The 18,317-nt window shown below is 65.4% G+C and carries 17 protein-coding genes; 2 read left to right on the top strand and 15 right to left on the bottom strand.

The annotated features are described in order from the left end of the window. On the top strand, positions 1-723 hold a 723-nt coding region (locus IN820_RS04260), incomplete at its 5' end, for a group II intron maturase-specific domain-containing protein (RefSeq protein WP_268939427.1). Between the two features lie 334 nt (positions 724-1,057). On the opposite strand, the gene purD is transcribed toward IN820_RS04260, so the two are convergent. The 11 genes from purD to IN820_RS04315 all read right to left on the bottom strand — a co-directional run bounded on the left by purD (position 1,058) and on the right by IN820_RS04315 (position 13,105). Next, positions 1,058-2,350 (bottom strand): phosphoribosylamine--glycine ligase, encoded by a 1,293-nt coding sequence (gene purD / locus IN820_RS04265; RefSeq protein ID WP_193679789.1) that lies wholly within the window; start codon positions 2,348-2,350, stop codon positions 1,058-1,060. A gap of 111 nt (positions 2,351-2,461) precedes the next feature. Next, a complete protein-coding gene (purH, locus tag IN820_RS04270) occupies positions 2,462-4,066 on the bottom strand; it encodes a bifunctional phosphoribosylaminoimidazolecarboxamide formyltransferase/IMP cyclohydrolase (RefSeq protein WP_193679790.1) in 1,605 nt (534 codons plus the stop codon). Positions 4,067-4,151: 85 nt separating this feature from the next. Further along, positions 4,152-4,472 carry a DNA-binding transcriptional regulator Fis gene (gene fis / locus IN820_RS04275; RefSeq protein ID WP_003279911.1) on the bottom strand — a complete coding sequence of 107 codons (321 nt, stop codon included), beginning with the start codon at positions 4,470-4,472 and terminating at the stop codon, positions 4,152-4,154. Continuing rightward, positions 4,469-5,482 carry a tRNA dihydrouridine synthase DusB gene (gene dusB, locus IN820_RS04280; RefSeq protein WP_193679791.1) on the bottom strand — a complete coding sequence of 338 codons (1,014 nt, stop codon included), beginning with the start codon at positions 5,480-5,482 and terminating at the stop codon, positions 4,469-4,471. Before dusB ends, fis begins: the two co-directional genes overlap by 4 nt. Positions 5,483-5,900: 418 nt before the next feature. Next, positions 5,901-7,160, bottom strand: a complete 1,260-nt coding sequence (locus tag IN820_RS04285; RefSeq protein ID WP_193679792.1) for a DUF3426 domain-containing protein — start codon at positions 7,158-7,160, stop codon at positions 5,901-5,903. 260 nt (positions 7,161-7,420) lie between these two features. Next, on the bottom strand, positions 7,421-8,302 hold the full coding sequence (gene prmA / locus IN820_RS04290) for a 50S ribosomal protein L11 methyltransferase (protein WP_193679793.1): 882 nt from the start codon (positions 8,300-8,302) through the stop codon (positions 7,421-7,423). Positions 8,303-8,438: 136 nt separating this feature from the next. Continuing rightward, entirely contained in the window at positions 8,439-9,788 is a 1,350-nt protein-coding gene (gene accC, locus IN820_RS04295) for an acetyl-CoA carboxylase biotin carboxylase subunit (RefSeq protein WP_193679794.1), read from the bottom strand. A 17-nt stretch (positions 9,789-9,805) separates the two neighbouring features. After that, on the bottom strand, positions 9,806-10,264 hold the full coding sequence (accB, locus tag IN820_RS04300; RefSeq protein WP_193679795.1) for an acetyl-CoA carboxylase biotin carboxyl carrier protein: 459 nt from the start codon (positions 10,262-10,264) through the stop codon (positions 9,806-9,808). A 70-nt stretch (positions 10,265-10,334) separates the two neighbouring features. After that, positions 10,335-10,778 carry a type II 3-dehydroquinate dehydratase gene (aroQ, locus tag IN820_RS04305; protein WP_125840131.1) on the bottom strand — a complete coding sequence of 148 codons (444 nt, stop codon included), beginning with the start codon at positions 10,776-10,778 and terminating at the stop codon, positions 10,335-10,337. A 157-nt stretch (positions 10,779-10,935) separates the two neighbouring features. After that, on the bottom strand, positions 10,936-12,738 hold the full coding sequence (locus IN820_RS04310; RefSeq protein WP_193679796.1) for a protein-disulfide reductase DsbD: 1,803 nt from the start codon (positions 12,736-12,738) through the stop codon (positions 10,936-10,938). Positions 12,739-12,769: 31 nt separating this feature from the next. Then, positions 12,770-13,105 carry a Rieske (2Fe-2S) protein gene (locus IN820_RS04315; RefSeq protein ID WP_193679797.1) on the bottom strand — a complete coding sequence of 112 codons (336 nt, stop codon included), beginning with the start codon at positions 13,103-13,105 and terminating at the stop codon, positions 12,770-12,772. A 269-nt stretch (positions 13,106-13,374) separates the two neighbouring features. Here IN820_RS04315 and IN820_RS04320 point away from each other — a divergent pair, with 269 nt between their 5' ends. Next, positions 13,375-14,259: a ChaN family lipoprotein gene (locus tag IN820_RS04320; protein WP_193679798.1), complete on the top strand. Its 885-nt coding sequence runs from the start codon at positions 13,375-13,377 to the stop codon at positions 14,257-14,259. A gap of 228 nt (positions 14,260-14,487) precedes the next feature. Here IN820_RS04320 and IN820_RS04325 read toward each other — a convergent pair whose 3' ends face one another. The 4 genes from IN820_RS04325 to IN820_RS04340 form a co-directional block, all read right to left on the bottom strand. Continuing rightward, positions 14,488-15,285, bottom strand: a complete 798-nt coding sequence (locus tag IN820_RS04325; protein ID WP_193679799.1) for a cyclic nucleotide-binding domain-containing protein — start codon at positions 15,283-15,285, stop codon at positions 14,488-14,490. 105 nt (positions 15,286-15,390) lie between these two features. Then, on the bottom strand, positions 15,391-15,660 hold the full coding sequence (locus tag IN820_RS04330) for a TfoX/Sxy family protein (protein ID WP_193679800.1): 270 nt from the start codon (positions 15,658-15,660) through the stop codon (positions 15,391-15,393). An 18-nt stretch (positions 15,661-15,678) separates the two neighbouring features. Continuing rightward, positions 15,679-16,464, bottom strand: a complete 786-nt coding sequence (locus tag IN820_RS04335) for a class I SAM-dependent methyltransferase (RefSeq protein ID WP_193679801.1) — start codon at positions 16,462-16,464, stop codon at positions 15,679-15,681. 157 nt (positions 16,465-16,621) lie between these two features. Continuing rightward, the gene (locus tag IN820_RS04340) at positions 16,622-18,184 is read right to left on the bottom strand and encodes a bifunctional aminoglycoside phosphotransferase/ATP-binding protein (protein WP_193679802.1); all 1,563 of its coding nucleotides are present in this window, start codon (positions 18,182-18,184) and stop codon (positions 16,622-16,624) included. Positions 18,185-18,317: the final 133 nt, after the last annotated feature.

Here is an 18,317-nt window from a genome sequence, read left to right on the forward strand (position 1 = left end):
GTCAGCCAACGGCAGGAGGGGACGCCGCAAGGCGGCCCGCTCTCGCCGTTGCTGTCGAATATCCTGCTCGATGAACTCGACCGCGAACTGGAACGGCGGGGTCATCGCTTCGTGCGTTATGCCGATGACGCGAACATTTATGTACGCAGTCTACGGGCTGGCGAGCGAGTACTGGCGAGTGTTGAGCGCTTCTTGGATCAACGTCTGAAACTGACGGTGAACCGGGACAAGAGTCGCGTGGCAGGAGCCTGGAAGTGCGACTACCTGGGATATGGGATGAGCTGGCACCCGCAGCCAAGGCTGCGGATAGCAACGATGAGCCTGAAGCGCTTGCGCGACCGACTCAGAGACTTACTGCGTGCAGCACGGGGCCACAAGATGGCGAGCGTCATCGAGCGGCTCAACCCGGTGCTGCGTGGCTGGGCAGGTTACTTCAGGCTCAGCCAGAGCAAGCGTCCACTTGAAGAGCTGGATGGTTGGGTCAGGCACAAGCTTCGCTGTGTCATCTGGCGCCAATGGAGGCAGCCCTCTACGAGGGCGCGTAACCTGATGCGTCTGGGGTTAAGCGAGGAACGCGCCTGCAAATCAGCCTTCAATGGCCGAGGCCCGTGGTGGAACTCGGGTGCGCCGCATATGAATCAGGCGTTGCCGAAGAAGCTCTGGGATCGACTCGGACTGGTCTCGATACTGGATACGATCAACCGGCTTAATCGCATGGCCTGAACCGCCGTATACGGAACCGTATGTACGGTGGTGTGAGAGGACGGCGGCCGCGAGGCCGCCTCCTACTCGATGCTATGTCCCTGTTGCGTGTTGCATGGGCGCCGCACGCCGTTGGGGCGGGGCGCGCAGCCTGAGGAGCGAAGCAGCGAAGCCCAACACGCTCGTGCCGGTCTCAGTTGGGCTTCGCTGCGCTCAGCGCCAACCTGCCCGCGAGCGCCCGATCGCTAATGTCGGCTGTTGCAAGCAATCCGAGCCAGACACTACCAGCAAGACCCTGCAACACGTAACGGAGTTTCATGCTGACGCGCTCAGCGGAGCGCATCGAATCCAGGCTTCAGCCTTCGCCACGTTCGCGGGCGATGGCGCGGTAGCCGATGTCCTTGCGGTAGAAACAGCCGTTCCAGCGGATTTTTTCCGCCAGACGGTAGGCCTGCTGCTGGGCGTCGGAGACGCTGGCGCCGATGGCCGTGGCGCAGAGCACGCGGCCGCCGGCGGTTATCACCTGGCCTTCGCCATTCAACGCGGTGCCGGCATGGAAGACCTTGCCGTCGAGCTGAGCGGCCTCAACCAGGCCCTCGATTACGTCGCCCTTGGTGTAGTCGCCCGGGTAGCCACCGGCGGCCAGCACCACGCCGACGCTCGGGCGCGGGTCCCAGGTCGCCTCGACCTTGTCCAGCGCCCTGGCCAGCGCGGCCTCGACCAGCAGCACCAGCGAGCTTTCCAGGCGCACCATGATCGGCTGGGTTTCCGGGTCGCCGAAGCGGCAGTTGAACTCGATGACCTTGGGCGCGCCGGCCTTGTCGATCATCAGGCCGGCATAGAGGAAGCCGGTGTAGACGTTGCCTTCGGCGGCCATGCCACGCACGGTCGGGTAGATCACCTCGTCCATCACCCGCCGGTGCACTTCGGCGGTGACCACCGGCGCCGGCGAGTAGGCGCCCATGCCGCCGGTATTCGGGCCGCTGTCGCCGTCGCCGACGCGCTTGTGGTCCTGACTGGTGGCCATCGGCAGCACGTGTTCGCCGTCGACCATGACGATGAAGCTGGCCTCTTCGCCATCCAGGAATTGTTCGATGACTACGCGCGCGCCGGCATCGCCGAAGGCATTGCCCGACAGCATGTCGCGCACGGCGTCCTCGGCTTCGTCGAGAGTCATGGCGACGATCACACCCTTGCCAGCGGCCAGGCCGTCGGCCTTGATGACGATGGGTGCGCCTTTCTCGCGCAGGTAGGCCAGCGCTGGCTCGATCTCGGTGAAGTTCTGGTAGTCGGCAGTCGGGATCTTGTGACGCGCCAGGAAATCCTTGGTGAAGGCCTTGGAGCCTTCCAACTGGGCGGCGGCGGCGGTGGGGCCGAAGATATCCAGTTTGCGGCTGCGGAACAGGTCGACAACGCCTTTGACCAGCGGCGCTTCCGGGCCGACGATGGTCAGTTGCACGTTCTTCTCGGCGAAATCGGCCAGTCGTTCGATGGCCAGCACGTCGATGGCGACGTTCTCGCACTTGGCTTCGCTGGCGGTACCGGCGTTGCCCGGGGCGATGAAGACCTTCTCGACGCGCGGATCCTGCGCCACTTTCCAGGCCAGGGCGTGCTCGCGGCCGCCGCTGCCGATGATCAAAACGTTCATAAAGACTCTCCTTCGGAGAGAGCTGCAAGCCTCAAGCCTCAAGCTACAAGCAGAAGCGGGCGCGTGCCTGCTGTTGCTTGCGGCTTGCAGCTTGCAGCTTGCAGCTCGCTGTTAATGCCTGAAATGGCGCATGCCGGTGAACACCATGGCGATGTCGGCTTCGTCGGCCGCGGTGATGACTTCCTCGTCGCGCATCGAGCCGCCCGGCTGGATCACTGCGGTGATGCCGGCCTTGGCCGCGTTGTCGATGCCGTCGCGGAAGGGGAAGAAAGCGTCCGAGGCCATCACCGCACCGGGCACCGGCAGGCCGGCGTGCTCGGCCTTGATCGCGGCGATGCGTGCGGAGTTGACACGGCTCATCTGGCCGGCGCCGACGCCGACGGTCTGCCGGTTCTTGGCGTAGACGATGGCGTTGGACTTGACGAACTTGGCCACTTTCCAGGCGAAGATCAGGTCGTGGATTTCCTGCTCGGTCGGCGCGCGCCGGGTGACGATCTTCAGGTCGGCCTCGGTGATCATGCCGATGTCGCGGCTCTGGATCAGCAGGCCGCCATTGACGCGTTTGTAGTCCCAGCCCGGGCTGCGCTCGGCTGGCCACTCGCCGCATTCCAGCAGGCGCACGTTGGCCTTGCTGGCGACGGCGTCGCGCGCGGCCTGGGATACCTTGGGCGCGATGATCACCTCGACGAACTGGCGCTCGACGATGGCCTGGGCGGTTGCGCCGTCCAGCTCGCGGTTGAAGGCGATGATGCCGCCGAAGGCGGACTCGCTGTCGGTGGCGTAGGCCAGGTCGTAGGCCTTGCGGATGCCGCCTTCGTCTTCCGGGACCACCGCGACGCCGCAGGGGTTGGCGTGCTTGACGATGACGCAGGCCGGCTTGACGAAGCTCTTCACGCATTCCAGCGCGGCATCGGTGTCGGCGACGTTGTTGAACGACAGTTCCTTGCCCTGCAATTGCCTGGCAGTGGCGACGCAGGCCTCGTCCGGCTTCTCGACGTAGAAGGCCGCCTGCTGGTGCGGGTTCTCGCCGTAGCGCATGTCCTGCGCCTTGATGAACTGCATGTTGTAGGTGCGTGGGAACAGGCTGCGCCCTTCGGTGGTGAGGGACTGCGCGGTCTGGTCGATGCCGCCCAGGTAGTTGGCGATCATGCCGTCGTAGGCCGCAGTGTGCTCGAAGGCCTTGAGCGCCAGGTCGAAACGCTGGGCATAGGTCAGGCCGCCGCTTTTCAGGTTCTCGACGACACCGGCGTAGTCCCCGGCATTGACCACGATGGCGACGTCCTTGTGATTCTTCGCCGCGCTGCGAACCATGGTCGGGCCGCCGATGTCGATGTTCTCGATGGCATCCGGCAGAGTGCAGTCGGGCTTGGCCACGGTGGCGGCGAACGGATAGAGGTTGACCGCGACCAGATCGATCGGCGCGATGCCGTGTTCTTCCATCACCGCGCCGTCCAGGTCGCGACGGCCGAGGATGCCGCCGTGGATCTTCGGATGCAGCGTCTTCACCCGGCCGTCCATCATTTCCGGGAAGCCGGTGTAATCGGCGACTTCCACGGCGGCGATGCCGTTCTCGCTGAGCAGCTTGAAGGTGCCGCCGGTGGAGAGGATCTCGACGCCGAGGGCGGCGAGTTCACGGGCGAAGTCAACGACGCCGGTCTTGTCGGACACGCTGATCAGCGCACGGCGGACGGGAAGGCGAACGGAGTGATCGGTCATAACGGTTCCATCAGAGTGAGCCGCAAGCTGCAAGCTACAAGAAAAGCGCGCGTCTGCTTGCGGCTCGAAGCTTGCGGCTCGTGGCTTAGAGAAGGTCGTATTGCTTGAGTTTCTTGCGCAGGGTGCCGCGGTTCAGGCCCAGCAGTTCGGAGGCCTTGGTCTGGTTGCCCTTGACGTAGTGCATCACCGTTTCCAGCAGCGGCGCTTCCACTTCGGAGAGTACGAGGTTGTAAACGTCCGTGACGTCGGCACCTTCGAGACGGGCGAAATAGTTGTGCAGCGCCTTTTCGACGCTGCCGCGCAGCGTCTGGCCTGCTTCGCTCGGCGTATTCAGGTGCTGCTTCAGATTCACGTTGTCACTCACGGATGTCGTTCCACTTACCAATGTTTCATTCAACAGCGTCATGCGGCCACCTCTGTTCCATCCACCGAGCCGGGTCCTGAGCGTTGTTCGGCGAAAAACTGCCGAATGCTGAAGCCCTGTGCATCCCTGTCTTCCAGATGATTGAAACGGGCGCGAAAATCCTTCGCGCCCGGCAGTGTTGCGAGATACCAACCCACATGCTTGCGGGCGATGCGCACGCCCATCACTTCGCCATAGAAGCTGTGCAGCGCCTGCAGATGCTCCAGCAGGACGCTTTCGACTTCTTCCAGTGCCGGCACCGGCATCAACTCGCCGGTACGCAGGTAGTGTTCGATCTCGCGAAAGATCCAGGGTCGGCCCTGAGCCGCGCGACCGATCAGCAGCGCGTCGGCGCCGGTGGCTTCCAGCACCTTGCGTGCCTTCTCCGGCGAGTCGATGTCGCCATTGGCGAACACCGGAATCGACACCGCCTGCTTGATCGCGGCGATGGTGTCGTATTCGGCGTCGCCGGTGTAGAGATCGGCGCGGGTCCGCCCATGCACGGCGAGGGCGGCGATGCCTGACTGCTCGGCGATACGGGCGATGCTGGTGCCGTTCCGGTTCTGCCGATCCCAGCCGGTACGGATCTTCAGCGTCACCGGGACGTCCACCGCGGCCACCACCGCCTCGAGGATTTCGCTGACCAGGCGCTCGTCGCGCATCAGCGCCGAGCCGGCGGCCTTGTTGCAGACCTTCTTCGCCGGGCAGCCCATGTTGATATCGATGATCTGCGCGCCCAGTTCCACGTTGCGCCGGGCCGCCTCGGCAAGCATCTCGGGATCGCCGCCGGCAATCTGCACCGAGCGTGGCTCCGGCTCGCCGGCATGTTGCAGGCGCAGGCGTGACTTGCGGCTGCTCCACAGGCGCACATCGCTGGTGAGCATTTCCGATACCACCAGGGCCGCCCCGAAACGGCGGCACAACCGGCGGAACGGCTGGTCGGTCACGCCGGCCATGGGCGCGAGAATCAACCGGTTGGTCAAGGTGTAAGGGCCGATGCGTACCGCTGACATGAAGATTCCCTGCCTGGAGCCTGCTTGTTAGAGCCTGTTCACGATCTGCCGAGTTGGAGTCCTGCAAGGCGCAACGACCAACGGGAGTAACAGCCGAAGGCTGGCCCGAAGGGTGAGCGACAGCGAATCAAACAGGCGAGGAACGGTCGGCGTCGCGGGCGACTTTACTGATGTAATGAGCATTCCGAGCCTGTTTTTAACGCAGCAGGGCCGACGCGCAGCAGATCCTGAACAGGTTCTTAGGTCGATCGGGACTACAAAAAAGGGTGGGCATAATACCCGCTCCGCATGACGGGTTAAAGGCTGTTTTGAACAAATTCTGAACAGTGCCCAGCTTATCGCCAGGAGTTTGAAAATCGCGCCCGGGCACCGCCACATGCGGTGCGTGATGGCAAGGTTTCTGCTAGGCGGCGTTTCGCTAGTCCGGCGAATGGAAGCTCAGGCTGTAGTTGACCGCCTTCGCGCCCGGATCGAGGATGTCCAGGGCGATGTGGATAGGCACCTGGGGCGGCATCTGGGCCTGTCCTGCCAGCTCGCCGGAAAGGTATTCGCTGGGCTTGAAGCTGCGGCTGGCCAGCAGCTTGCCATTGAGGTCGGCGAAGCGGATTTCCAGCAACGGGAAGGGCTGGGCGAAGGGCGCGCGGTTGTAGAGGATCGCATCGACCACCAGAGCCCCGCTGAAGTCGGGATGGCTGCGTACCACCAGGTTGCTGCTGCGGATCTGGCTGATGTCGACCAGCGCTGGCAACTCGCAGCCCAGTGTCGGGCAGAGCCGTTCGAACCAGGGGCGGTACTGCGCCTGGCGCGACAGTTCGTCGTAGTTGTAGGTCACGTACTGGGCGCCGAGCGCGAGCAGGGCCAGGAGGTTCAGCGTGCCCCAGCCGAACCAGCGACCCCAGGGCTTCTTGCGTTGTTGCCAGTCCAGTTGCAACGGCTCGTCTTCGAGCTCGAACAGCGGTTCGGCACGCAGGTCGGGTTCGCGGCGTGGCGCGCCGGTGTCGGCGGTATCGGCGACCGTTGCCGCGGGCAGGTCGAAGTCCGGCTCGATTCGCTCGGTGCGGGCGTGCTGGGCCTTGGCCGCGGCCAGTGGCCTGGCGCTCATCGCCAGCGGGCTGGGAGGCTGGGGCGCCTCTGCCGTGACCGGGGTGAAGCTGACAGGTTCGGGCTCGCCCTCAGTGCCTGCGTTTGCGGCGGGTTCTTCCGTGCTCGCCGCTTCGGCGTTCAGCAGGATCTCGGCCCAGCTTTCGTCGTGAATGCGTTCCTCTTCCGGCCGTGCGTCGAGAATGCGCGAGGCCGGGCTGGAGGCATGCTGCAATTCGAGAAAATCACGTGACAACTCGAGTTCCTGGCGCTCGAGCTTGGCCAGTTCCTCGTCGAGGTCGAGGCTGTCCAGATCCAGATCGTCATGGATCCACAGGGTCTCGTCAGGCTGGCCTGGCGGCTGCGCCGGTTCAGCCTGGGCTGCGGCGGGCGCCGGCTGACGTTCCTCGGTCCGGGGCGGGAGCGGGTCGCTCAGCGCTTGCTGCGGGTCGAGATCATCACGCAGCAGCTGGCGGGCCGCATTGAACACCCCCATGCAGGCGCCACAGCGCACCGTGCCATGCGCAGCGCGAAGCTGGCTGCGGCTGACGCGAAAACGGGTGCTGCAGTGGGGGCATTGGGTGATGAAGCTGGTCATGCGCGGGTCCGCAGGGAAAGTGCCGGCTAGTCTAGCGCATGCCTGGCGCCCAGCGGCAGTGGCTGGTAACGGCCGCAGGCCGTGCCGGGCGTGCAGGCATTGCGTCTGGGAGCCTGCTTGCAGTGAGCATGACTCGCTTCGCTCGCCCCTTCGGGGGCGTACTGAAGTCCGTTGGCCGCAAGCGGCTTTCCGACCGGGCTGGTGCGCCGACCTGTTTCGAACGCAGCAGGGCCGACGCGCAGCAGATCGTAAACGGGCTCTCAGCGTCGGCGTCTGCCGCTGATGCGCACCCAGCCTTCCTTGTCGGCGGTCGGGTCGAGTTCGAAGGCCTCGTCGTAGGCGGCGCGGACCTCCTCGGCCTGCTCGGCGAGAATGCCGGACAGCGCCAGCCGCCCGCCGGGCTTGACCAGTGCGCCGATGCGCGGCGCGAGGGCCACCAGCGGACCGGCGAGAATGTTGGCCACCACCACGTCGGCGGGCTCCTGCGGTAACTGCTCGGGCAGGTGGAGCACGAAGCGTTCGGCGGCGATGCCGTTGCGCTCGGCATTGTCACGCGAGGCTTCCAGTGCCTGGTTGTCGATGTCGGTGCCGACGGCGCGCTCGGCGCCCAGCAGCAGGCCGGCGATGGCGAGAATCCCCGAGCCGCAACCGAAGTCCAGCAGGGACTGACCCTCCAGATGCTGGGTATCCAGCCATTCGAGGCAGAGCGCGGTGGTCGGGTGCGTGCCGGTGCCGAAGGCCAGTCCCGGATCGAGCAGCAGGTTGACCGCGTCGGGTTCGGGGGCGGCATGCCAGCTGGGCACGATCCACAGGCGACGGCCGAAGCGCATCGGCTGGAAGTTGTCCATCCAGCTGCGCTCCCAGTCCTGGTCCTCGACCCGCTCGACCTGCTGCTCCGGCAGCTCGCCGCCACGCAGCAGCTGCAGGTGGGCGAGCAGGGCGTCGGCGTCGGTATCGGCTTCGAACAGCGCCAGCAGGTGGGTGTGCGACCACAGCGGGGTGGTGCCCAGGTCCGGCTCGAAGATCGGCTGGTCTTCGGCGTCCATGAAGGTCACGGAGACCGCGCCGAGTTCCAGCAGCTGGTCCTCCAGCGCTTCGGCCTGGTCGGGGGTGATGGCAAGGCGGATTTGCAGCCAGGACATGGGAGGCTCCCTTCGGGAGCAGCTTCAAGCTTCAAGCCTCAAGCTGCAAGAATAAAAAAGAAGGAGCGGCCGAGGCCGCTCCAGAGGTCTGCATCATATGCTTGCAGCTTGCAGCTTGCAGCTTGCAGCTTGCAGCTTAGTGCTTGTCCATACCCAGTTTCTTTTCCAGGTAATGGATGTTGACGCCGCCCTTGCAGAAGCCTGGGTCGCGTACCAGGTCGCGGTGCAGTGGGGCGTTGGTCTTGATGCCGTCGACGATCAGTTCGTCCAGGGCGTTGCGCATACGGCCCATGGCTTCGTCGCGGTTGGCGCCGAAGGTGATCAGCTTGCCGATCAGCGAGTCGTAGTGCGGCGGTACCGTGTAGCCATCGTACAGGTGCGAATCGACGCGCACGCCGTTGCCGCCCGGGGCATGGAAATGCTTGACCTTGCCCGGGCTGGGCATGAAGTTGCGCGGGTCTTCGGCGTTGATGCGGCATTCGACGGCGTGGCCGCGGATGACGACGTCTTCCTGCTTGATCGACAGCTTCTGGCCGCCGCCGATCAGCAGCATCTCCTTGACGATGTCGATGCCGGTGACCATCTCGGTAACGGGATGCTCGACCTGTACGCGGGTGTTCATCTCGATGAAGTAGAAGTTGCCGTCTTCATAGAGGAACTCGAACGTCCCGGCGCCGCGGTAGCCGATATCGATACAGGCCTGAACGCAGCGGGCCTGGACCTTGCGGCGGGCTTCTTCGTCGATCAGCGGGGCAGGGGCTTCTTCGATCACCTTCTGGTGACGGCGCTGCAGCGAGCAGTCGCGATCGCCCAGGTGGATGGCGTTACCCTGGCCGTCGGCCAGCACCTGGATTTCCACGTGGCGCGGGTTGGTCAGGAACTTCTCAAGGTAAACCATCGGGTTGCCGAACGCCGCGCCGGCTTCGTTGCGGGTCAGCTTGGCCGAGGCGATCAGGTCCTCTTCCTTGTGCACCACGCGCATGCCGCGACCACCACCGCCACCGGCGGCCTTGATGATCACCGGATAACCCACTTCGCGGGCGATCTGCAGCGCTTTGTGTTCGTCTTCCGGCAGCGGGCCGTCGGACCCCGGTACGGTCGGTACGCCGGCCTGCTTCATCGCATCCTTGGCCGAGACCTTGTCGCCCATCAGGCGGATCACGTCGGCGGTCGGGCCGATGAAGGTGAAGCCGGACTTCTCCACCTGTTCGGCGAAGTCGGCGTTCTCGGCGAGAAAGCCGTAGCCGGGGTGGATGCCGTCGGCGCCGGTCACTTCGGCGGCGGCGATGATGGCCGGGATGCTCAGGTAGGACTGGGCGGAGGAGGCCGGGCCGATGCACACGGACTCGTCGGCCAGCGACACGTGCATCAGGTCACGGTCGGCAGTGGAGTGCACAGCCACGGTCTTGATGCCCAGTTCCTTGCAAGCGCGCAGAACCCGTAGGGCGATCTCACCGCGGTTGGCGATCAGTACTTTTTCCAACATCGCTGGCTCTCCGCGGTTCAAACGATGGTGAACAGCGGCTGGTCGAATTCGACCGGCTGACCATTCTCCACCAGGATGGATTCGATGGTGCCGCTGGTTTCGGCCTCGATGTGGTTCATCATCTTCATGGCTTCGACGATGCACAGGATGTCGCCCTTCTTCACGCTCTGGCCGACGTCGACGAAGGCCTTGGCTTCCGGCGAGGAGGCGCGGTAGAAGGTGCCGACCATCGGCGAGCGAACCACGGTGCCGTTCAGCTTGGGTGCGGCCGGGGCGGCATCGGCAGCCGGTGCGGCCGCTGCGGCTGGCGCCGGAGCAGGCGCGGCCGGAGCCTGGGCGTAGATCGGCTGCTGCATCGCGACCTGCTTGCTGTGGCGGCTGATGCGTACCGACTCTTCACCCTCGTGGATTTCCAATTCGTCGATACCGGACTCTTCCAGCAGTTCGATCAGTTTCTTGACTTTGCGAATATCCATGAAGCATTGACTCCCAGGTAAGTTCAAAGGGCATTGCTGCTCGCGTGTTCAGGGCTCGGCAGGCGAGTCCTCAGGAAGCAGCGAGTTGTTCCAGGGCGGCCTCCAAGGCCAGCCGGTAACCGCTGGCGCCAAGGCCGCAGATCACCCCTACCGCTACGTCGGAGAAGTAGGAGTGATGGCGGAAAGGTTCACGTTTGTGCACGTTGGACAGGTGCACTTCGATGAATGGGATGCTCACGGCCAGCAATGCGTCACGTAACGCGACGCTGGTGTGCGTGAAGGCTGCGGGATTGATCAGGATGAAGTCGACGCCTTCGCTGCGAGCGGCGTGAATGCGCTCGATCAATTCGTATTCGGCGTTGGATTGCAGGTGCAGCAGGTGGTGTCCGGCGTCACGGGCGCGCTGCTCCAGATCCTGGTTGATCTGTGCCAGCGTCACCGCGCCGTAGACGCCCGGCTCGCGGGTGCCGAGCAGATTCAGGTTCGGGCCGTGAAGGACCAGAAGCGTGGCCATGCCTATTCCTTGTTTTTCTAGGTGCGCCGAGCCAGCGGATGGGCGGGCTCGCGGAAAGTGAAAAACTATGCCCGAAGCATGGGCTGACTGTCCAGTCATGTCGCGCGATCGCGTTAAATGCCCGCATTATGGCTGGAGATTGCCGCAAGAGGAGTCTCTAGAGAGACGCTGCGGCGCGGTCCAGACGCTCGGCGAATCCGGCGGCATCGATTTCGCCGACGACGCGCACGTCCATCAGTTCGTTGCCGGCCCGGTCGAAGAAGAGGACCGCCGGCGGGCCGAACAGCTTGTAACGGTCCAGCAGGCTGCGCTGCGCGGCGTTGCTTTCGGTGATGTCGAAGCGGATCAGCCGGTAGTCGGCCAGGCGCGGCGCGATTTGCGGGTTGGCGAAGACTTCGCGTTCGATCACCTTGCAACTGATGCACCAATCGGCATACCAGTCCAGCAACAGGGGCTGGCCGGCTGCGCGGGCAGCGGCCAACTGGGTGTCGAGTTCGCCTGGCGTCGAGATGGTATGCCAGCCTTCGATGGCGGCGCTGCCCTGCGCCATGCCGCTGTTCTTGGGCAGCGGCCGCAGCGGATCGGAGCCGCCCTGCAGGGCGCCGACCCAGGCCGCCAGGGCATACACCAGCAACGCCAGCCCCAGCAATTGGGCGAGCTTCTGCCGCGGCGTCTTGCGGGTGAACTCCAGCGTGCCGAGGAACAGCGCGCTGCCAGCGGCGAGCAAGCCCCACAAGGCCAGCGCCAGCGGGCCGGGCAGCACGCGCTCGAGCATCCACACCGAGACGGCCAGCAGCAGCACGCCGAAAGTGTTGCGCACGCCGATCATCCAGGGCCCGCCCTTGGGCAGCAGCGCGCCGCCGCCGGTGGCGAACAGCACCAGCGGCGCGCCCATGCCCAGCCCCAGGGCGAACAGTTTCAGGCCGCCGCCCAGGGCGTCGCCGCTGGCGCTGATGTAGAGCAGCGCACCGGCCAGCGGTGCGGAAACGCAAGGCGAGACCAGCAGGCTGGAGACCACGCCGAGCAACGCCGCGCCCATGAACGAGCCGCCACGGGCATTGCCGGCGATGCGATCAAGGCGGTTGCTGATGGCCTGCGGCAGACGCAGCTCGAACAGGCCGAACATGGCCAGCGCGAAGGCGACGAAGAACAGCGCGAAGGGCACCAGGACCCACGGCGACTGCAGGCGCGCCTGCAGATTCAGCTCCGCGCCGAACACGCCCATCAGCGCGCCGAGCAGGGCGAAGCCGCCGGCCATCGGCAGGACATAGGCCAGCGACAGCAGGAAGCTGCGCAGGCCGCCGGTCTGGCCACGCAGGACCACGCCGGAGAGGATCGGCAGCATCGGCAGCACGCAGGGGGTGAACGTCAGGCCCAGGCCGGCGAGGAAGAACAGCGCGATGGCGCGCCACGACAGACGACTGTCCTCGGCTGGCTGGGCGCCGGGGGGCGAAGCCGCCGGGCTGGCGCCATCGCCGATGGCGAGCGTTTCGGTTTCCGGCGGATAGCACAGGCCCTTGTCGGCGCAGCCCTGGTAGGACACCTGCAGGTTGAAGGGGCGGTTGTCGGGATTGGATAGCGGCAGCTCGATATCGAGGATGCCGTAGTAGGCTTCGATCTCGCCGAAATAGTCGTCGACTTTCTGCACGCCGGCCGGCAGCTGCGCTTCGCCGAGGCTGACCCCCGGTTCCGTGGTCTGGAAGGCGAAGCGGTGGCGGTAGAGGTAGTAGCCCTCGGCCGCGACGAAACGCAGCGTGATGCGTTCGGGCGTCGCGTCGACCAGGCTCAGCCGGAACGCCTCGCGCACCGGCAGGAAGTCCGCGCTGTTGTTCAGCGCGCCGCCGAAGCTGGCGCTGGGCTTGTTGTCGAACAGGCCGGCGCTGGCAGGGAGCACGAATAGCAGGAGAAGCAGACTCAGCAGGCGACGCATGACGATCTCACGGAAAAGCAGTGGCGGCATGATAACCAAGCCGGGCGCTCGACGCCCGTGTTCAACTGTCGCTCTGCCGATCAGTTTGCAACCAGATGCTGTCGTCCTGCTCTATGCCCGGCAGGGGCCGCAGGGCCTGGCCGGCACATGGCCCGGCAACGCATTCACCTGATTCGATGAGAAACAGTGCACCGTGGGTCGCGCATTGCAGCAGGCTGCCGCTCGCGTCGAGAAAACGGTCGGGCAGCCATTCCAGGGGCACGCCGCGGTGCGGGCAGCGGTTCTCGTAAAGGTAGAGGCGTCCGTCTCGGCGGATCGCGATCACCTTGCGGGCGTCGATGGTAAAGCCGCGACTCTGGCCTTCGCCAAGCTCGGACGTTGCGCACAATCTGATCATCGGGTTCTCCGGTATGAGCGGTGATTATCCCGCAGCGCGAGGCAATGCGCAGCCGAGCTGTGCGCGGCGCTGGCCCGCTGCCCGAACCGGCGCCGCGGCAGGGTTTTCCCGCAGGCGATCCAGCATGACGGCAAGATAGTCGCAGGTTATCGTGGCAGCCTGTCGTCGCGCGCCGGCGTCGTGGTCGCCCCTCGGCTCGCGCAATGCGGTCTGCTGCCGCGTCTGCGGAACGCGGCCACCCATCGTTCATCGATCCTGAGGAGTTCGCCGTGCGCCTTCTGCTACTGCTTGCCTTGAGCATGCTGACCGCCTGCCATTCGCTGCCGCCCTTGCCCGACTGGCAGAGTCCGGAAGGGCGCGAGCATGCCGACCTCGGCTCGATCGCCGATCTGCGCAGCGGCGAAACGCTGACGCCAGGGCAACTGGTGGCACGCCTGGCGGAGGCTGACCGGTTGCTGATCGGCGAGCGTCACGACAACCCGGATCATCATGCCTTGCAGCTGTGGCTGTTGCAGGCCCTGGCCGAGCGACGAGCGTCAGGCAGCCTGTTGCTGGAAATGCTCACGCCGGAGCAGCAGGTGCGGGTGGATGCGGCCAGGACCGACATGCGCGAGGGGCGAGCGCCGGACGATCTGCCCGCCGCACTGGCATGGCAGGACGGTTGGGACTGGCAGCTGTACGGCCCGCTCGTGCGCCATGCGCTGGCGCAGCCCTATCCATTGCTGCATGCCAATCTGGGGCGTGAGGAGATCGCCGCCATCTATCGCGCCGCGCCGCAGCTGCAGGGCCGCGCCAGCGGCGCGGCCGCGGTGCGCGATGCCTTGCTGGCGCAGATCGAGGTGTCGCATTGCGGCATGCTGCCCGCGTCGCAACTGCCGGCCATGCTCGCCGTGCAGCAGCAACGCGATCGGCGCATGGCCGAGCGCGTGCAGGCTGCGCCGAAGCCGGCCATGTTGCTGGCCGGGGCTTTCCATGTGCGGCGCGATCTGGGCGTGCCGCTGCATCTCGAGGATTTGTCCGCCGGCGCTGCGCAGGTATTGATGCTCGCCGAGGTGGGCGAGCGAGTGTCGGCGGAGCAGGCCGATTTCGTCTGGTATACGCCGGCCCAGCAAGCGCAGGACCATTGCGAGCAGCTGCGCACGCGCAGGCCATGATGTGGGCTTCGATGGCGACGGCTTTTCTGCAGGCAAAAAAAGACCCGGCAGAGCCGGGTCAAAACCGTGATTAGCCTGATGAGGAGATAACCCGAAGGCTCGACTGCCTGAGCCTTCTGCTATCGACTGACCTTGCGATCAGTTGTGATAATAATAACAATTCTCATTTCGAAGTCAACCGCCTTTCGTAAAAATAATTTTCTGTCTTCGCTGGCCCCTGCGGCGACCCTATACCGCGATGCTGACGCGTAACTGCGTGACCTCCTTGTTCAGCAGGTCGATGCGGCGGGCCATGCTTTCGATGAGGCTGTGGGCGATGCGCGGGTTGCTCTGCGTCAGGCCGAGGAACTGCTCCTTGGGAATGACCATCACCGTGCAGGGCTCGCTGGCGATCACCGTGGCGCTGCGGCGTTCGCGGGTGAAAACCGCCATGGCGCCGAAGATCTCGTCCTTCTGCACGTCGCCGACCTTCTGCCCGTCGACCACGGCATCGGCGTGGCCGTCGATGATGATGAAGACGTTGTCCGCCTCGTCGCCCTGGCGGATCAGCTCCTCGCCGGTGGCGAAGTGCTTGAAGCCGGTGGCCGGGCGGATTTCCGGCTGCTTGAGGCGGGCAAGGGCATCGCAGAGTAGCGCGGTATGGCCGATCAGGTACTGAAGGAACAACTCCTGGCGGTGTTCGTCGGCATGAATGTGCTGGAACACGGCGCTGCGCGAATAAGGCACCAGGTTGAGCGGCTCGTCGCTGCAGTAGCGCCATTGCGGCAGCTCACTGCCCTGGCGCAGGCCGAGCAGGTCGCCTTCCTGGAGATAGAACAGTGGCTTGTCGTCGATCAGGGCGTGCAGCAGGCCGGTTTCGATGATGAGCAACTGCTGTTGCGCAAGCGCGGCACACAGGTCGTCGCTGGGCTTCAGTTCGATGCGCGGGCCGGACGGCGGCAGCCCTTCCAGTAGTTGAGCGGGGATTCCTTGCAGGCGGTTGATCAGGCGATCGGCGTAGGCCGGTTGCTCCCCGAGTAAATACATGTCGGCGATCCTTGAACGAACGGGCAGGCGGTTGGCAGAGACTCTTTGGCGAACAATAGGCTTGGCCGCCGGGCCGAGTAAATCCTGCGCAGTGGAGGTTGTGAGCTAGCTCTTGTTGTCGTGTTCGCCGTCCAGATGCCGGTTCAGCTCTTCCTTGAGCGGCGTGGGCAATGCCTGCCAGGGCATGTCACGCAACGCACCCTCGATTGCATACAACAGTACTCGCGATGCGCCGAAGCCACGCGCCTTGACGGCCCGATAGGAGCTGACCGAGCCCAGCCGCCGCAGATCTTCCGCCGTGTGAATGCCCGATGCGTGCAGCCATTGCGCCGAGGTCTTGCCGAGATTTCGCAGGGTGAGCAGTTCATCGTGCATGGCGGCATCCTTACGGTGTCAGCGGTTTGGGTAGCCTGTCAGCAAGTGTAGCGGCCAACTGATCCGCCGCAGCCGTTCCGGCGGGCCCCAGGCCGCCGACAGCTGGGGCGCCAGGCGCGCCAGCGGATCCTGGCCATGGACCTGCTGCCATTTCTTCACGGCGGACCAGGTGCGCAGATAGCCAGTGAGCTGGCCGAGGTTCCACTGCGCTTCGATGGCGAAGGCGGGCGTCTCGATGCGTGGGAACGGTGCCTGGATGTCGCGGTAGCCGGCGTCGACACTGGCGCGTCCGTCCGGCCAGTAGCCGCCGAGGATGTCGCTGTACAGATGCTGAATCACGACGTCCAGGGCGGGGGAGACCTGCAGCAGGCTGTAGCACCAGGCGCACAGCAGCCCGCCCGGCTTCAGCGCCAGGCGGGCCTGCTGGAAGAATGCCGGCGTGGCGAACCAGTGCAGCGCCTGGGCGATCACCAGCAGGTCCAGTTGCGTAGGCTGCAGGGGCAGCCGTTCGGCATCGGCGGCGAAGCGCTGCACGCCAGGCCAGCAGCGCTCGGCAGAGAGCTGCTGCGGGCTTGCATCGCAGGCGAGCACCTGGCGGAAGTGCCGGGTCAGCGGCAGGCTGGCCTGACCGTTGCCGGCGGCCAGGTCCAGCGCCAGATCGGTGGCCTCGCACTGGCTGGCCAGCCAGTCGAACAGCGGCTCGGGGTAGGTGGGGCGAAAACGTGCGTAATCGTCGGAGCGGGCCGAGAACAGCTGAACGCTGTCGCTGGCCAGGCGTGATGCCCGGGTTTCGCTGGCAGGCATGTTGGCTTCCCGCGGTTGGATACCGGCAGTATAGAAGCGCCACCGCATTCTGCTCGCGGCGGCGTTTGGCGGTCAGGGCCTGCGGACGCTCTCGCGAGCCAGAGCCCGGCTGCTTTTAACGCAGCCGGGCCGACGCGCGGCGCTCCTGGACAGGTTCTCAGAGCCCGGGCAGGCGCTGGCGGATGCTGGCGACCAGGTCGTCGAGGCTGCCGGCGTCCTGGGTGTCGACCCGCCGGCTGTGCAGCAGTTCGCTTTCGCTCAGTGGCTCGCGGCCGGCCCGCTGGGTCTGCACGACTTCCAGGGTGGCGTCCGACGGATCGATGCCTTCGGCCTGGCGTTGCGCCAGCCACTGCGCGATCACCGCGTCGGGCGCTTCGCAGTCGAGGATCAGGAAGGGTACGCCGGTGGACTCGGCGGCCTGCCAGGCCGCCTGGCGCTGCTGGCGCTTCAGGTAGGCCGCGTCGATCACCACGGAGAAGCCGGCCTGCAAGGCCGTCATGGCGAGCTGGTGCAGGCGCTGGTAAGTTGCCTCGCTGGCCTGCTGGCTGTAGATGCCGGTATCGAGCTGGCCCTGCCGGGCCTCGGGCTGTTCGCCGTGCAGGCGCTTGCGCTCGACGTCCGAGCGCAGGCGCACCGCGCCCAGGGCCTCGACCAGGCGTAGCGCGACGTGGCTCTTGCCGACGGCGGACACGCCATGGGTGATCGCCAGGAAGCGCGAGGGAATGGCGCTGTAGCTTTCCGCCAGGTTGGCGTAGCTGCGGTACTGGCGCAGGATCACCTTGCGCTGCACGGCGTCCTGCTCCTGGTACAGGCGGAACAGGCTGACCTTGGCGCGCACCAGCGCGCGGTAGGCCTTGTACAGATTGAGCAGTTCCAGCGCGGCGTAGTCGCCGGTGCGCTCGAGCCAGCCGTTGATGAAGCGCCGGGCCTGGCACTTCAGGCCTCGATCCTCGAGGTCCATGGCCAGGAACGCGGCATCCGAGGCGATGTCGATCAGGCGGAACGGCTCGTTGAACTCGATGCAGTCGAACAGCACCACCTTGCCGTCGATCAGCGTCGCGTTGCCGAGGTGCAGATCCCCGTGGCATTCGCGAATGAAGCCTTGTTGGCAACGCTGCTCAAGCAGGGGGCGCAGGCGCTGGATGCTGGCTTCGGTCCAGTCTTCCAGTGCGTCGAGCTGCTGCAGGTCGGCCGCTTCGCTGAGCAACGGGCGGATCTGCTCGAAGTTCTGCCGCATCGGAGCGACGATCGCCTCGGCACTGTTCAAGGCATGGTCGGCGGGTACGTGGGGCGTGTTCAGGTGGAAACGGGCGATCTGTTCGGCCAGTGCGTCGATATGCGCATCGGTCAGTTCGCCGCGCGCCTGCACTTCGGCCAGTAGCTGGGTTTGTGGGAATTCGCGCATCTTCAGCACGTATTCGAAGGGCTCGCCTACGCCGTCGATCCGTGGCGCCTCCGGGGAGCCGCTGATCGGCAGGACCTGCAGGTAGAGCTCGGGCGCCATGCGCTGATTCAGCCGCAGCTCCTCCTCGCAGAAATGCTTGCGCGCCGCGAGGTCGGTGAAGTCGAGGAAACCGAAGTCGACCGGCTTCTTCAGTTTGTAGGCATAGGCACCGGTCAGGATGACCCAGGAAATGTGCGTCTCGATGACCCTGAAGCCCTCGACGGGGTGTGGATACAGGGCAGGGTTCTGCAGGGCGGCGATCAGTGTCTGGCTCACGGTCATTCCTTGTTGAAGTTGTTGACGGGGCGTGCGAGTCCACTGCGAAGCAGTCCACACAGTCGAAAGTCGCCGGCATTATGGCCGCTGAGCGCTGCGCTGCAAACCGTCGAGAGGCCGTCTGTCCGCCGCT

The organism is Pseudomonas lopnurensis (genome assembly GCF_015070855.1).
Taxonomy (GTDB): Bacteria; Pseudomonadota; Gammaproteobacteria; order Pseudomonadales; family Pseudomonadaceae; genus Stutzerimonas; species Stutzerimonas lopnurensis.

Coding starts and splice junctions, on each gene's coding strand:
- IN820_RS04335 (WP_193679801.1), bottom strand. CDS start 16,464: ATGCCTGCCAGCGAAACCCGGGCATCACGCCTGGCCAGCGACAGCGTT.
- purD (WP_193679789.1), bottom strand. CDS start 2,350: ATGAACGTTTTGATCATCGGCAGCGGCGGCCGCGAGCACGCCCTGGCC.
- IN820_RS04310 (WP_193679796.1), bottom strand. CDS start 12,738: ATGCCGCCACTGCTTTTCCGTGAGATCGTCATGCGTCGCCTGCTGAGT.
- prmA (WP_193679793.1), bottom strand. CDS start 8,302: ATGTCCTGGCTGCAAATCCGCCTTGCCATCACCCCCGACCAGGCCGAA.
- IN820_RS04315 (WP_193679797.1), bottom strand. CDS start 13,105: ATGATCAGATTGTGCGCAACGTCCGAGCTTGGCGAAGGCCAGAGTCGC.
- fis (WP_003279911.1), bottom strand. CDS start 4,472: ATGACGCTGTTGAATGAAACATTGGTAAGTGGAACGACATCCGTGAGT.
- IN820_RS04325 (WP_193679799.1), bottom strand. CDS start 15,285: ATGTATTTACTCGGGGAGCAACCGGCCTACGCCGATCGCCTGATCAAC.
- IN820_RS04285 (WP_193679792.1), bottom strand. CDS start 7,160: ATGACCAGCTTCATCACCCAATGCCCCCACTGCAGCACCCGTTTTCGC.
- accB (WP_193679795.1), bottom strand. CDS start 10,264: ATGGATATTCGCAAAGTCAAGAAACTGATCGAACTGCTGGAAGAGTCC.
- accC (WP_193679794.1), bottom strand. CDS start 9,788: ATGTTGGAAAAAGTACTGATCGCCAACCGCGGTGAGATCGCCCTACGG.
- aroQ (WP_125840131.1), bottom strand. CDS start 10,778: ATGGCCACGCTTCTGGTCCTTCACGGCCCGAACCTGAATCTGCTCGGC.
- dusB (WP_193679791.1), bottom strand. CDS start 5,482: ATGTCAGCGGTACGCATCGGCCCTTACACCTTGACCAACCGGTTGATT.
- IN820_RS04330 (WP_193679800.1), bottom strand. CDS start 15,660: ATGCACGATGAACTGCTCACCCTGCGAAATCTCGGCAAGACCTCGGCG.
- purH (WP_193679790.1), bottom strand. CDS start 4,066: ATGACCGATCACTCCGTTCGCCTTCCCGTCCGCCGTGCGCTGATCAGC.